Here is a 14,403-nt window from a genome sequence, read left to right on the forward strand (position 1 = left end):
AGTATGGCCGTCGCTTCGACGAGCTGGATAGCCAGGCCCTGATCGAGCAGATCTACGCCATCGCCGATGGACTACTGCCCGGTGAAGCGGTGCCGAGCGGTCGCTACAGCGTCATCTTTAGCACCAACTGCTTTGCCAGCCTGTTTGGCTGCTTTCAGGGCGTGCTGTCGGGCAAGTGGGCCCAGCAGGGGATCAACCCCTGGCGCAGCAAGGTCGGCCAGAGCGTAGCGTCACGCTGGCTTACTCTGGAGAGCCGGGTCTATATGCCGGGCGGCATGAACATCAAGGCGTTTGATGGCGAGGGGGCGGCCAGCGCGGATCTGCTGCTGATTGGCGAAGGGGAGCTGAAGACCCTGCTCCACAACAGCGCCACGGCCCACCACTTTGGCGTCGCCAGCAACGGCTCGGCCGCTCGCGGTGCCCGCAGCGCCCTCGATGTGACCGCTCGCCATCTGGTGTTTGGCGCGGGCCCCCATAGCGAAGCGGAAGTGCAGAGCGGCGACTATCTGGAGCTGGTCAAGCTGGATGGCCTGCATTCGGGTGCCGATGCGGTGAGCGGCGACTTCTCGTTTGGCGCGTCGGGCTTCCTCTGCCGCGATGGGGTGCGACTGCAGCCGGTGCGCGGCATCACGGTAGCAGGCAACTTCTACCGCCTGCTGGGCGAGCTGGAAGCGGTCGGTGACACCCTGCACCACAACGACAGCAAGGGCTTCTACGCCCCGCAGATCCGTTTTGGCGGTCTCTCCGTCGCGGGCAAGTAAACACCCCGACGAAACCTGCAAGTAAGAAAAAGGCGCCTGATGGCGCCTTTTTGCTCGTTATCTCGTCCGCATTGCTGGCCTGACTCAGGGCGAGAGCGGCTCGCGATGATACTCGGCGCAGCCACATTCGGGGCAGGTATCGAGCTGCTGGGGGTGCAGCACGGTATGGCGCCAGCCACACTGGTCGCACACCATGACCCCCAGCCCCACCCAGTCACCCGCTTCGTAAACACCCTTGTGCTCCAGCTCATCGGCCAGCTCGCGCCACTCCACCTGGGCGCGGTCGGTCACATCCGCCAGCCAGGACCAGGCGGTGTCTTTGAGGGCCAACATAAAGGCAGACTCTTCCACCTGCGCACTATCGTCATGGCGCCCCTCGTCATAGTTGCCCAGATCCCGCTTCACGTACTCGGCGATGAGCGCCAGTTCGTCCTGAGTGAGGTCACTTGCTGCCTCCAGATAGGCCTGCACCTTGGCAATCATCCGGTTGAGGCGCTCCCCCTGGAACTCTTCAGTCTCTTGCCACTGTTTTTGCAGCTCGGCAATGAAGGCTTCGTACCCTTTTTGACGTTTGTCCATGGCTCTAACTCCTCTACTAAACCCTGATCTGGCCCGGCTTAAGGCCCAAGGGACGCTGGCGGTTGTTGCCGCCGCAGGATATGGGTATTCTATTGCGATTTCCCAGCTGATTTATCTATTCATTTCACAGATCCGGATGTCACCAATGCAAGAGCAATACGTTCCCCAATCAATCGAACCAGCAGTGCAAAAGCACTGGGATGCCAAGAAAACCTTCAAGGCCGTGGAGAAGGTAGACAAGGAGAAGTTCTACTGCCTGTCCATGTTCCCCTATCCGTCTGGTCGACTACACATGGGGCACGTTCGTAACTACACCATAGGTGATGTGATCTCCCGTTATCAACGCCTCAATGGCAAGAACGTGCTGCAACCCATAGGTTGGGATGCATTCGGTCTGCCGGCCGAGAACGCCGCGATCAAAAACAATACCGCGCCGGCGCCCTGGACCTACGAAAACATCGAATACATGAAGAACCAGCTGAAGATGCTGGGTCTGGGTTATGACTGGGATCGTGAAGTCGCCACCTGCAAGCCGGATTACTACCGCTGGGAACAGTGGTTCTTCACCAAGCTCTACGAGAAGGGTCTGGTCTACAAGAAGACCTCCTCCGTCAACTGGTGCCCGAACGACATGACCGTACTGGCCAACGAGCAGGTTGTCGACAACTGCTGCTGGCGCTGTGACACCCCGGTCGAGCAGAAAGAGATCCCCCAGTGGTTCATCAAGATCACCGACTACGCTGAAGAGCTGCTGAGCGACATCGACAATCTGGAAGGCTGGCCGGAGATGGTCAAGACCATGCAGCGCAACTGGATTGGCCGCTCCGAAGGGGTCAACATCAGCTTCGCCATCGAGGGTCAGGCTGAGCAGCTGGAGGTCTACACCACCCGTCCGGACACCTTCATGGGCGTCACTTATGTCGGTATCGCCGCCGGTCACCCGCTGGCGCTGCAAGCAGCCCAAAACAATCCGGAGCTGGCCGCCTTCATCGAAGAGTGCAAGAACACCAAGGTCGCCGAAGCGGAACTGGCCACCATGGAGAAGAAGGGCATGGCCACCGGCCTCTATGCCATTCACCCGCTGGATGGCCGCAAGGTACCGGTCTGGGTCGCCAACTTTGTGCTGATGAACTACGGCACCGGCGCCGTGATGGCGGTTCCGGCCCACGATCAGCGTGACTTCGAATTCGCCACCAAATATGGCCTCGACATCAAGGCGGTGATCAAGCCGGTTGATGGCGATGTCGACGTGAGCGAAGCGGCTTACACCGAGAAGGGCGTGCTGTTCAACTCCGGCGAGTTCGACGGTCTCGACTTCCAGGGCGCCTTCGATGCCATCGCCAGCAAGCTGGAAGGGCTCGGCAAGGGCAAGCGCACCGTCAACTACCGTCTGCGTGACTGGGGTGTCTCCCGTCAGCGTTACTGGGGTGCCCCCATCCCGATGCTGACCCTGGCTGACGGCACCGTGGTGCCGACGCCGGAAGATCAGCTGCCGGTACTGCTGCCGGAAGATGTGGTGATGGACGGTATCCAGAGCCCGATCAAGGCCGACGCCGAGTGGGCCAAGACCACCTACAACGGTCAGGAAGCGTTCCGCGAAACCGATACCTTCGACACCTTCATGGAGTCCTCCTGGTACTACGCGCGCTACTGCTCTCCGGACTACGACAAGGGCATGCTGGACCCGGCGGCTGCCAACCACTGGCTGCCGGTGGATCAGTACATCGGCGGCATCGAGCACGCCTGTATGCACCTGCTCTACGCCCGCTTCTTCCACAAGCTGCTGCGTGATGCGGGCTTGGTGAACAGCGACGAGCCGTTCAAGCGCCTGCTCTGCCAAGGCATGGTGCTGGCTGACGCCTTCTACTACAAGGACGAGAAGGGCGGCAACGTCTGGGTCAGCCCGACCGACGTCAAGGTTGAGCGTGACGAGAAGGGTCGTATCACCAAGGCCATCGACAACGAAGGCCGTGAAGTCATTCACTCCGGTATGACCAAGATGTCCAAGTCCAAGAACAACGGCATCGACCCGCAGCTGATGGTGGAGCGTTACGGCGCCGATACCGTCCGTCTGTTCATGATGTTCGCCTCTCCGGCCGAAATGACTCTGGAGTGGTCCGACTCCGGCGTAGAGGGTGCCCAGCGCTTCCTGCGTCGCCTGTGGCGCGTCACCTTCGAGCACGTCTCCGGTGGCGCCGTTGCCGCGCTGGATGTGGCGGCTCTCACCAACGAGCAGAAAGCGGTACGCCGTGAACTGCACAAGACCATCGCCAAGGTGAGTGATGATGTGGGTCGCCGTCAGACCTTCAACACCGCCATCGCCGCCATCATGGAGCTGATGAACAATCTCTCCAAGTTGGGTAGCGATGAGCAGGACCGCGCCCTGATGCAGGAAGCGCTGGAAGCTGTCGTTGTTATGCTCTACCCCATCACCCCACACATCGGCTTCGAGCTGTGGAAGATGCTGGGCAAGGGCGACGACATCGATCACGCAGCCTGGCCGGTGGCCGATGAAGCGGCCATGGTCGAGACCGAGAAGCTGGTGGTGGTGCAGATCAACGGCAAGATGCGCGGCAAGCTGACCGTGCCTGCCGAGATCAGCCAGGCCGACGTCGAGAAGCTGGCGATGGCCGATGCCTCCGTGCAGAAGTTCACCGACGGTCTGACCGTGCGCAAGGTGATCTATGTACCTGGTAAGCTGCTCAATATTGTCGCTAACTGATCGGTTGCCAACTGATGTCATACCATTTGGCGACCTTGGCTGACTGTGTGGCCACTCATGGGTAACGACGTACCGGCCCATGACAGCTCAACATTGTCGCTAACTAATTGGCTGCCAACTGATCATTGCCAATCTGTGACAGCAAACGGATGATAACGGCGGGCCCTGCGCCCGCCGCTTTCCCTTAATGCAAAGAGGATTTTCTATGGGCACCATCTTCACCCGCTGGATGGCCATCGTGCTGGCTGGTCTGCTGCTGCAAGGCTGCGGCTTTCACATGCGCGGCAACGGCATTCCGAGCGAGCTGATGACCATGAAGGTCGTGGGCGACAACAAGAGCGACTTCTACCGGATGGTTACCACCCGTCTGAAGGCCTCTGGCGTGACCCTGGCCGACAAGGAGGGCATTCCGGTGCTCACTCTGGGCGGCGTAGGCAGCACCAGTCAGGTCGCCTCGGTCAACGCGCTGGGGACGGACACCGAATATGTGCTGGGCTTTGGTACCCAGTTCACCATCTCGGTACCGGGCAAGCCGACTCAGGTCTTCCCCATCAACTTCAACCGCAGCTTCCTCAACAAGCCGGATGCAGCGCTCGCCTCCTCCCGTGAGCAGGAGCAGCTTAACCGCGAAATGCAGGAGCAGGCGGCCAATCAGGTGATCCGGCAGTTGAGTCAGGTCAGCTTCTGATGCGGATCTACCCGGAACAATTTGGTGACCACCTCAAAGCAGGGCTTCGGCCCTGCTATCTCATTTTTGGCGACGAGCCCCTGCTGCGACTGGAGGCCATCGATGCCATCCGTCAGATCGCCCGCAAGCAGGGTTTCGATGAGCGCCACACCTTCGTGGTGGAGCAGGGGCTGGACTGGAATCAGGTCTACGATGCCTGTCAGGCGATGAGCCTCTTCTCCGCCCGCCAGATCATCGAGCTGGAGCTGCCCGCCAAGGTGGACAAGGATCTCGCTGCCCGCATCAGCGAAATTGGCAAGCAGCTTCATCCCGACCTGCTGCTGGTGCTGAGTGGCGGTCGCCTCAACCAGACCCAGATGAAGGCAGCCTGGTTCGACAAGCTCTACCAGATTGGCACCTATGTGCCGGTCAACCATCCGGAGCCCAAGTTCTTCCCGCGCTGGATGAGCGCCCGTTTTGCGCGTTTCGGCCTCAAGGCGCTGCCGGATGCCATCAACTTCATGTGCCACTCCTACGAGGGCAACCTGCTGGCCGCCAGCCAGGAGATCGAGAAGCTGACCCTGCTCTCGCCGCCCCAGCCCATCAGCGTCACCTATCTGCAAGAGACCATTATCCGTCACGCCCACTTCACCCCGTTCCAGCTGGTCGATACCCTGCTGGAGGGCAAGGTGAACCGGGCCCAGCGCATTCTGGCCGCCCTGCGGGCCGAAGGCACCGAGCCGGGGATGCTGGCCTGGACCCTTTGCCGCGAGCTGGAGCAGCTGACCGAGCTGTCGCTGGCGATGCGAAACGGCCAGCCGCTGGGGGAGCACTTCAGCCGCCTGCGCATCTGGCAGAGCCGCCAGCAGCTCATTCAGCAAGCGCTGACCCGACTGCCATTTGCCAAGTTGCAGCAACTGTGGCAACTGATGGCACAATTGGACGATGCCCAGCGCCGCTTCGATAGCGAGCAGGCCTGGCTGATGCTGCAGACCATTGCCCTCGGCTTTCGTGATGGCACCCCGCTGCCGCTGGTGATGGAGAGCAGCCCGTGCTGAAGGCGCCCATTGGCCTGCTGGGGGGCACGTTCGATCCTATCCATATCGGCCATTTGCGCCCGGCCATCGAGGCGCGCGATGCCCTCGGGCTGGCCGAGATGCGGCTGATCCCGAACCATATCCCGCCCCACCGTGCCAATCCGTTCTGCTCCAGCGAACAGCGTCTCGCCATGGTCAAACTGGCGGCGGCAGAGAACCACCACTTTGTGGTGGATGAGCGGGAGCTGAGACGGGACAAGCCCTCTTACACCATCGATACCCTGATCGAGCTGCGTCATGAACTGCCCGATACGCCGCTCTGTTTTCTGATGGGGATGGATTCTCTGCTGAGCCTGCCAAGCTGGCACCGCTGGCAGGAGCTGCTCGACCATGCCCATCTGGTGGTGAGCGTGCGGCCGGGCTGGCAACCGGATTATCCGGCCGAGGTGGCGCAGCTGCTTGCGCGCCATCACACCACAGATGCCAACGCGCTGCGTCAGCGTCTGGCCGGTCATATCTGGCTGGCGGACAACCAGCCCATCGAACTGTCAGCCACCCGACTGCGGGCCTTGCTGGATGCGGGGCAAGACACCCGCTACCTCTTGCCCGAGTCGGTTGCGCACTATATTGATCAACAGGGGCTCTACCGCGCCAACCGCCGCTAGCCCCTGTCGTAATCCCGCCCCACCCGATGGGAAACGGGAGTGACCATGATATAATACGCCGCCCTGACGCAAACGCTGCGCGCCGGAATACAGGAGAGACTCATTGCAAGGCCAAGAATTGCATGCCTTTATCATCGACAAGATCGATGACATGAAAGGCCGCGACATCATCACCCTCGATGTACGCGGCAAATCCAGCATTACTGACACCATGATCATCTGTTCCGGCAACTCCAGTCGTCACGTCAGCGCCATTGCCCACCATCTGGCCAGCGAAGCCCGCCACGCAGGTCTCGATCTGCTGAGCGTGGAAGGGCAACTGAGCGGTGAATGGGTGCTGGTAGATATGGGCTCGGTGATCGTGCATGTGATGCAGGATGAACATCGTGACTTCTACCAACTGGAAAAGCTGTGGAGCGGTGCCGCTCAAATGAATACGCAATAAGAGCACAAGTGTAACGACCATGAAGATCCAGTTGATTGCGGTGGGCACCAAGATGCCCGCCTGGGTAGAGCATGGCTTCGAGGAGTATCGTCGCCGCTTCCCCAAAGACATGCCGTTTGAACTCGTCGAGATCGGCGCAGGCAAACGGGGCAAAAATGCCGACATTCCCCGCATCCTGCAGAAGGAAGGGGAAGCCATGCTGGCGGCTGCGGGGCGCTCTCGCATCGTCACCCTCGACATTCCGGGCAAGCCCTGGACCACGGAGCAGTTGGCGACCCAGCTGGAGGCGTGGAAACTCGATGGCCGCGATGTCGCGCTGCTGGTAGGCGGGCCGGAAGGCTTGTCCCCCGAGTGCAAAGCTGCCGCCGAACAGAGCTGGTCACTGTCACCGCTCACCCTGCCCCATCCGCTGGTGCGGGTGCTGGTGGCAGAGAGCCTCTATCGGGCCTGGAGCATCACCACCAATCATCCGTATCATAGAGAGTGAGCCATGCGTCTCTGGAGTCTCACCTCTCATATTCACCCCTATCACAGAGAGTGAACAATGCAGTTCCTGCTCTTATTGCCCCCAAGGGTCTTGAGGTAAAGGCATGCTGAAACAACGCATCGAAATGCGCGATCACAGTGCCGAGGGCAATCTGTTCTTCCGGCGCACCCTGGTAGCCTACATCGGTATCGTCGTGCTGATGCTGGTGCTGCTGGGCAATCTCTATTATCTGCAGGTCGAGTCCTACGACACCTACCAGACTCGTTCCAACTCCAACCGAATCCGCGTGGTGCCGGTGGCGCCGCCACGGGGCCTCATCTATGACACCAACGGTGTGCTGCTGGCGGAAAACCGCCCGGTCTACAGTCTGGAAATCGTGCCGGAAGAGACCAAGGATCTCGAAAAAACCGCCGACCAGCTGATCACCCTGCTGGGTCTGCCGGAAGGCACCAAGGAGAAGTTCCTCGCCGAAGTGAAGCGCCAGCGCCGCTTCAAGCCGGTCCCCCTCTACGAGAAGCTGACCGAATATCAAGTGGCCCTCTTCTCGGTCAACCAGCACAACTACCCGGGCGCCAGCATCGAGGCCTACCTCAAACGCTACTACCCGTTTGGTGACACCCTCACCCATGCTTTGGGCTATGTGGCCAAGATCAATACCCGTGACGTGGAGCGCCTCGAGAAGGAAGAAAAACTCGCCAACTATGCGGCCACCAAGGATATCGGCAAGCAGGGGGTGGAGAAGTATTACGAGGATGAGCTGCACGGCGTGGCGGGCTATCAGGAGGTCGAGGTGAACAACCGAGGCCGGATTGTCCGCACCCTCAAGTTCCAGCCGCCTATTCCCGGCAAGGATATCTACCTCAATATCGACGTCCGGATGCAGCTCAAGGCCCAGCAACTGCTGGCTGGCCAGCGCGGAGCCATCGTGATGATGGACCCGAAAACCGGCGCCATCCTGGCCCTGGAGTCGAGCCCCAGCTACGACCCCAACCTGTTCGTGACCGGTATCTCCAGCGCCAACTACTCGGCGCTGCTCAACGATCCGGCGCGGCCACTGGTGAATCGCACCACTCAGGGCATTTATGCCCCTGCCTCCACCGTCAAGCCCATGATGTCCATCATGGGTCTCAACGAGGGGGCCATTACCCCGGGCTACCGCTATTTCGGCGGCCCGAGCTTCTCCATTCCAGGTACCACCAAAAAGTTTCGCGACTGGCGCCGCTGGGGTCATGGCTGGCTCGACGTCTATCGCGCCATCGAGGTCTCGGCAGATACCTACTTCTACGATCTCGCCTATCGGGTCGGCATCGACAAGATCCACAGCTACATGACCAAGTTTGGCTTCGGTCAGTACACCGGGGTCGATCTCTATGAAGAGACCAAGGGTGTCATGCCGTCCCGTGACTGGAAGATGGCCCGTTGGCGCCAGCCCTGGTATCAGGGTGACACCATCTCTGTCGGTATCGGTCAGGGCTACTGGAGCGCCACCCCGCTCCAACTGGCCAAGGCGATCAGCATCCTGACCCAGAATGGTCACGACGTCACCCCGCACCTGCTCAAGAGCACCGCCTCCCAGGCGGGGGTGGTCGATGCCCCCATCAACCCCAATATCGCCCTCAAGCTCAAGAACGACAGCTTCTGGAAAGTGGCGCAAGATGGGATGTGGCGAGTCAACCATGGCAGTGAAGGCAGTGGCCGTCACTCGTTTGCCAAGGCGCCTTACTCCTCAGGCGGCAAATCGGGCACAGCCCAGGTAGTCGGTTTGAAGGAAAATCAGGTTTACAACATCAAGACGGTCAAGGCGGAGCATCGCGATAACGCTTTGTTCGTGGCTTATGCCCCCTTCGAGGCACCCAAAGCGGTGGTAGCTCTGGTACTGGAAAACTCCATCGGAGGTGGTGGTGGTCGAGCTGCATCGCCCATCGCACGCCAGATGCTGGATGCCTATCTGCTGCCCCCTGATCCGCAACTGCCACCGGCACCGGAAAAGCCGTCCCAACCGAGTGAGGTCGCTCCCAATGAGTAATTCTGCCCGCCAGCAGAGCATCTGGTACAAGCTGCATATCGACTTGCCCCTGCTGCTCGGTCTGCTGGCCGTGATGACCCTCTCCATGGTGGTGCTCTACTCCGCCTCCGGTCAGGATATGGACTCCATCGTGCGCCAGCTGGTGCGCGGTGGTCTCGCCTTTGCCCTGATGATCGGCCTGGCCCAGCTGCCCCCCTCCCTTTACGCCCGCTGGTCGGTGCCGCTGTTCGCCGTTGTGGTGCTGATGCTGATTGCGGTGGACGTGTTCGGCCACATCGGCAAGGGGGCCCAGCGCTGGCTCGATCTGGGCTTTATGAAGTTCCAGCCCTCCGAGGTGATGAAGCTCTCCATGCCCATCATGGTGGCCGCCTGGCTCAGTCGCCACTCGCTGCCACCCAAGTTCAGCCATGTGGTGATCGCCCTCATCATGGTGCTGCTGCCCACCCTGCTGATCGCCGCCCAGCCTGACCTTGGCACCTCCATTCTGGTGGCCGCCTCCGGCTTCTTCGTCATCTTCCTGGCAGGGCTCAGCTGGTGGCTGATCGGCTTGGCGGTCCTGCTGATGCTGGCCTTTATGCCGGTGCTCTGGTTCTTCCTGATGCACGACTACCAGCGCCAGCGAGTGCTGATGCTGCTCGACCCGGAGAAGGACCCGCTCGGTCGCGGCTATCACATCATCCAGTCCAAGATTGCCATCGGCTCCGGCGGCGTCTTTGGCAAGGGGTGGCTGCAAGGGACCCAGTCCCAGCTGGAGTTCCTGCCCGAGCGCCATACCGACTTCATCTTCGCAGTATTTAGCGAGGAGTTCGGTCTGGTAGGCGTTGCCCTGCTGCTGGTGCTCTACCTCTACGTCATCAGCCGTTGCCTGTTTATCTCGATGCAGGCCCAGAACAGCTTCGAGCGACTTCTGGGCGGCGCCATCACCCTCACCTTCTTCGTCTATGTGTTCGTCAACATGGGCATGGTGAGCGGCATCTTGCCGGTGGTAGGGGTGCCCCTGCCGCTGGTGAGCTATGGCGGCACCTCCATGGTGACCCTGATGGCCGGATTCGGTATCCTGATGTCCATTCAGACTCATAGAAGACTTCTCGCCTGATGAGACGGGTTGGATTGCTGCTCTCGCTCGCCACCACGATGGCGACCGCCGCCGTGGCGCCGGATAGGTTGGCCCTGCTTGCCGACCAGCAACAGGTGCCGCTTGCGGAGCTGCAGGCTGCCGTCGCCCGAGCCCAGTTACGGCAGGAGGTGCTCGACACCATCAGCAAGCCGTGGGAGGCCAAACCCTGGCATCGCTACCGGCCGCTGTTTGTTACCCCGGATCGCATCCGTGACGGCCAGCAGTTCTGGCAGCAACATGCCGAGACGCTGGCCCGCGCTGAGCAGACCTATCGGGTGCCCGCCTCGCTCATCGTGGCCATCATAGGGGTCGAGACCTTCTACGGTCGCCAGATGGGCCGCCATCCGGTGCTCGATAGCCTCTACACCCTGGGATTTCACTACCCGGAGCGGGCGGACTTCTTTGCCAAGGAGTTTGCCCAGCTGGTGGTGCTGGCCAAAGAGGAAGGGTGGCAACTCGATGCCCTCAAGGGCTCCTATGCCGGCGCCATGGGGATGGGGCAGTTCATGCCCTCCAGCTATCGCCACTATGCCGTCGACTTTGACGGGGATGGCAAGCGGGACCTGTTTGCCAACCCGGTCGATGCCATCGGCAGCGTGGCCAACTATTTTGCCAGCCACCAGTGGCGCTGGGGCGAATCCGTGGTGGAACCGGCCCAGATCGGGTTGATGGCAGTCGAACCTCTACTCAGGCCTGAGCCCGAGTTAACACAACAGTGGTCAGAACTGGCGGCGGCAGGGATTGAGCTCGCCACGCCGCTGGCCCCACAGACGCCGGTCAAGTTGCTGGCGTTTGCCCAAGCCGATGGACCGGAATACTGGGTCGCACGGCATAACTTTTATGTGATCACCCGTTACAATCGCAGCCCACTCTATGCGATGGCGGTGTATCAACTTAGCCAAGCCATTCAGGAAGCGTATGCATCTTCGTCACAAACTCCTCCCGCTCAGCCTGAGCTTGTTGCTGGCCGCCTGTAGCAGCCAGCCGGAACAGAGCGCCCCCGTCGAGCCGCAAGCACCGGTCAGCAAGCCACCCGTTATCGAGATCCCGCAAGCCACCGGCGCCATTCCACGCCCCGAGTCCCTGAGTGCCAGCGGCAACCGGGACTACTGGATCGGCAAGCAGAAGCACGAGGTGTGGCGCGACATCAAACACTACAGCGAAGAGGGCACCGCCAGCTGGTTGTCGCCGGATCTGGACGGCCAGAAGACCGCCAACGGCGATGTGCTGGACAGCAAGCTGTTCAGTGCCGCTCACCGCAACCTGCCCATCCCGAGCTATGTGCGGGTCACCAATCTGGACAACGGGCTGGAGACCATAGTGCGGGTCAACGATCGCGGCCCGTTCAATAGCACGCGCCTGATCGACCTCTCCTACGCAGCGGCCAAGCAGCTGGAGATGGTCGATAGCGGTGAGGCCCGAGTACGGCTGGAGCTGATCAGCGACACCCCGGATCAGATGGTAATCATGGAGCCGATGAAGCCCATCGAAATGACTCCGACCACTCCGGCTGCGGCCTCCAACACGCTGTCGCAAGATGGCTTCCTGGGTGAACCGACCGCGCTGGCGATGGCCACTCCCGCCGCCGAACCCGCTCCTGTCAAGGCACCCGCCGCCAAGCCCGCCAAAGCGGCACCTGTCAAGCCAGCGCCTGCCAAGGCCGCAGCGCCCGCCAGCAGTGGGGATGGCAAGATGATCCAGGTACTGGCCAGCGGCTCCCGGGATCGGGCCGAGGCGATGGGCAAGGTGATGACCCAGCGTTACGGCGTGCCTTACCGGATCGATGCTCATGGCGCCATTTTCCGGGTGCTGATTGGCCCGGTCGCCGCCGACCAGCAGGCAAGTGTGCTGGAAAAAGTACGTCAGGGCGGGCTGGAACAGGCCTTTATCGTGCCCTGAGCGCCCCACTTTGCCGCGGATGTGACTAACCGCTTACTCACTGTCATCACGTCGTTTTATGGCGTGATAACAGGGAGTGATGGATAAAAAACCAGTTCTGATCGCCATCTCGGGCTATAACCTGCGGGCGCATCTGGTATAGTTAGGCCCGCATTTTATCCCCATCTGGCTCGCAGGAATTTCAAGATGTCCAAATTTGCCCGTTCAGTTCTTCTGGCCTCACTGATCAGCGTAACCGCCCAGGCCAATACGCCGGTGCCGACACCGACCCCGAATGCCATGCCCATGGTGGTTCCCGCCGCGCCGGAGATCTCCGCCAAGGCCCATATTCTGATCGACTACTACTCCGGTCAGGTGCTGGCCGAGCAGAACGCCGAAGAGCGTCTGCCGCCCGCCAGTCTGACCAAGATGATGACCTCCTACATCATCGGCCAGGAGCTGCTGAAGGGGAATATCAAGCGCACCGACATGGTGACCATCAGCCAGAACGCCTGGTCCAAGAACTACTCCGACTCCTCCAAGATGTTTATCGAGGTGGGCAAGCAGGTCTCCGTCGATGATCTCAACAAGGGCATCATCATCCAGTCCGGCAACGACGCCTGCGTCGCCATGGCCGAATTCCTGGCGGGCAGCACCGACTCCTTCGCCAGCCTGATGAACAGCTGGGCCGCCAAACTCGGCATGAATGACAGCCACTTCATGAACCCGCACGGTCTGGATGCGGAAGGTCACTACAGTACCGCTCACGACATGGCCCGTCTGGGTCAGGCGCTGATCCGCGACCTGCCGGAGGAGTACAAGATCTACTCCCAGAAATCCTTCGTGTTCAACGGCATCACTCAGCACAACCGCAACCGCCTGCTGTGGGATCAATCCCTGCAGGTGGATGGCATCAAGACTGGCCACGTCAGCCAGGTCGGCTATAACCTGGTCTCCTCTGCCACCAACAACGAAGGCATGCGCCTGATCGCCGTGGTACTGGGCGCCAGCAGTGAAGCCTCCCGCGCCGCCGAGAGCAAAAAACTGCTCACCTATGGCTTCCGCTTCTTCCAGAGCCTGACCCCGTACAAGGCAGGCACCGAGCTGGTCACCCAAAAGATCTGGATGGGCGACAAACCGGAAGTGAAACTGGGCGTCGACAAAGATGTCTCCGTGCTGGTCACCCGCGGTCAGGGCAACAACCTGAAGGCTGACTTCCAGCTCGACAGCGAACTCAAAGCGCCGCTGGCCAAGGGTCAGCGCGTCGGTACCGTGTTCCTGAAGCAGGGCGACAAAGAGATCAAGCAGGTGCCGCTGGTCGCCCTGGAAGAGGTGCAGGAAGGTGGCTTGATGAGCCGTCTGTGGGACTACCTGGTACTGCTGGTCACCAGCTGGTTCAAGTAATCCAACGCACAATCCTCACCAAACAGCGGCGCCAACAGGCGCCGCTGCTGTCTGTGACCGGCAAAGGCAGTGAATAACCCTGTAAACTGCAGGTTCCGCCTTACCCTGATTTGTGGTAAAAAGCAGCACTTCCATCCTTGTCTGACCGATCCTGGCCTTGATCCCGGTCCGGGCAGCGCCCATATAGTTATGAGCCGTGCCCATATAGACTTGAAATGGCGGCCTTCACGGGCCATCGGCCACTAGCCATCCAAGATGAAGTCATCCCGGTGATGACGCAAAAGGTGAGTAAATGAATACCAAGTTTGATGAACTGCTGGAGTTTCCCTGCAAATTCCCGTTCAAGGTACTCGGCGTTGCCGACCCGGCACTGCCGGAAATGGTGGTTGAAGTGCTGCAGCAGCACGCCCCCGGCACCTACAGCCCGACAGTCCAGCCCAGCTCCAAGGGCAACTACCACTCGGTCCGCGTGACCGTGACTGCCCAGAGCAAAGAGCACATCGAAGCAATGTACCACGCCCTTGGCAAGATCGAGCTGGTGAAATACGTACTGTAATTTCTCTCTCGCCCCGTTCTGCGGGGCGACTGTTTTTGGCCGCAGCACGCCGCGAGGAC

14 protein-coding genes are annotated in these 14,403 nt (G+C 60.6%); 13 read left to right on the forward strand and 1 reads right to left on the reverse strand.

Features of this window, described 5'->3' with window-relative positions:
• On the forward strand, positions 1 to 761 hold a 761-nt coding region (locus tag AB5Y92_RS02540; protein ID WP_368225438.1), incomplete at its 5' end, for a metallopeptidase TldD-related protein.
• A gap of 84 nt (positions 762 to 845) precedes the next feature.
• On the opposite strand, the gene AB5Y92_RS02545 is transcribed toward AB5Y92_RS02540, so the two are convergent.
• Entirely contained in the window at positions 846 to 1,340 is a 495-nt protein-coding gene (locus AB5Y92_RS02545; protein WP_005335155.1) for a zinc ribbon-containing protein, read from the reverse strand.
• Positions 1,341 to 1,485: 145 nt separating this feature from the next.
• Here AB5Y92_RS02545 and leuS point away from each other — a divergent pair, with 145 nt between their 5' ends.
• The 12 genes from leuS (at position 1,486) to ybeD (ending at position 14,344) form a co-directional block, all read left to right on the forward strand.
• Positions 1,486 to 4,062: a leucine--tRNA ligase gene (gene leuS / locus AB5Y92_RS02550; RefSeq protein ID WP_201987380.1), complete on the forward strand. Its 2,577-nt coding sequence runs from the start codon at positions 1,486 to 1,488 to the stop codon at positions 4,060 to 4,062.
• A gap of 205 nt (positions 4,063 to 4,267) precedes the next feature.
• Positions 4,268 to 4,750 (forward strand): LPS assembly lipoprotein LptE, encoded by a 483-nt coding sequence (gene lptE / locus AB5Y92_RS02555; RefSeq protein ID WP_005335160.1) that lies wholly within the window; start codon positions 4,268 to 4,270, stop codon positions 4,748 to 4,750.
• A complete protein-coding gene (gene holA / locus AB5Y92_RS02560; RefSeq protein WP_368225441.1) occupies positions 4,750 to 5,787 on the forward strand; it encodes a DNA polymerase III subunit delta in 1,038 nt (345 codons plus the stop codon). The genes lptE and holA overlap by 1 nt, the downstream gene beginning before the upstream one ends.
• Positions 5,781 to 6,431 carry a nicotinate-nucleotide adenylyltransferase gene (gene nadD, locus AB5Y92_RS02565; RefSeq protein ID WP_164536220.1) on the forward strand — a complete coding sequence of 217 codons (651 nt, stop codon included), beginning with the start codon at positions 5,781 to 5,783 and terminating at the stop codon, positions 6,429 to 6,431. The genes holA and nadD overlap by 7 nt, the downstream gene beginning before the upstream one ends.
• A gap of 103 nt (positions 6,432 to 6,534) precedes the next feature.
• Positions 6,535 to 6,876, forward strand: coding sequence for a ribosome silencing factor (gene rsfS, locus AB5Y92_RS02570; RefSeq protein WP_005335165.1), 342 nt, complete (start codon positions 6,535 to 6,537; stop codon positions 6,874 to 6,876).
• A 19-nt stretch (positions 6,877 to 6,895) separates the two neighbouring features.
• Positions 6,896 to 7,363 carry a 23S rRNA (pseudouridine(1915)-N(3))-methyltransferase RlmH gene (gene rlmH / locus AB5Y92_RS02575; RefSeq protein WP_005335166.1) on the forward strand — a complete coding sequence of 156 codons (468 nt, stop codon included), beginning with the start codon at positions 6,896 to 6,898 and terminating at the stop codon, positions 7,361 to 7,363.
• A gap of 103 nt (positions 7,364 to 7,466) precedes the next feature.
• A complete protein-coding gene (gene mrdA, locus AB5Y92_RS02580; RefSeq protein WP_103250745.1) occupies positions 7,467 to 9,389 on the forward strand; it encodes a penicillin-binding protein 2 in 1,923 nt (640 codons plus the stop codon).
• Positions 9,382 to 10,485, forward strand: coding sequence for a rod shape-determining protein RodA (rodA, locus tag AB5Y92_RS02585; protein WP_005335170.1), 1,104 nt, complete (start codon positions 9,382 to 9,384; stop codon positions 10,483 to 10,485). Before mrdA ends, rodA begins: the two co-directional genes overlap by 8 nt.
• Entirely contained in the window at positions 10,485 to 11,483 is a 999-nt protein-coding gene (mltB, locus tag AB5Y92_RS02590) for a lytic murein transglycosylase B (RefSeq protein WP_115544909.1), read from the forward strand. Before rodA ends, mltB begins: the two co-directional genes overlap by 1 nt.
• Positions 11,425 to 12,405 (forward strand): septal ring lytic transglycosylase RlpA family protein, encoded by a 981-nt coding sequence (locus AB5Y92_RS02595; protein WP_368225443.1) that lies wholly within the window; start codon positions 11,425 to 11,427, stop codon positions 12,403 to 12,405. The genes mltB and AB5Y92_RS02595 overlap by 59 nt, the downstream gene beginning before the upstream one ends.
• 186 nt (positions 12,406 to 12,591) lie before the next feature.
• Positions 12,592 to 13,788 carry a D-alanyl-D-alanine carboxypeptidase family protein gene (locus AB5Y92_RS02600; RefSeq protein ID WP_005335176.1) on the forward strand — a complete coding sequence of 399 codons (1,197 nt, stop codon included), beginning with the start codon at positions 12,592 to 12,594 and terminating at the stop codon, positions 13,786 to 13,788.
• Positions 13,789 to 14,080: 292 nt separating this feature from the next.
• Positions 14,081 to 14,344 carry a DUF493 family protein YbeD gene (gene ybeD / locus AB5Y92_RS02605; protein ID WP_005335178.1) on the forward strand — a complete coding sequence of 88 codons (264 nt, stop codon included), beginning with the start codon at positions 14,081 to 14,083 and terminating at the stop codon, positions 14,342 to 14,344.
• Positions 14,345 to 14,403 lie beyond the last annotated feature (59 nt).

The organism is Aeromonas sp. R1-1 (assembly GCF_040908495.1).
Taxonomy (GTDB): domain Bacteria; phylum Pseudomonadota; class Gammaproteobacteria; order Enterobacterales; family Aeromonadaceae; genus Aeromonas; species Aeromonas veronii.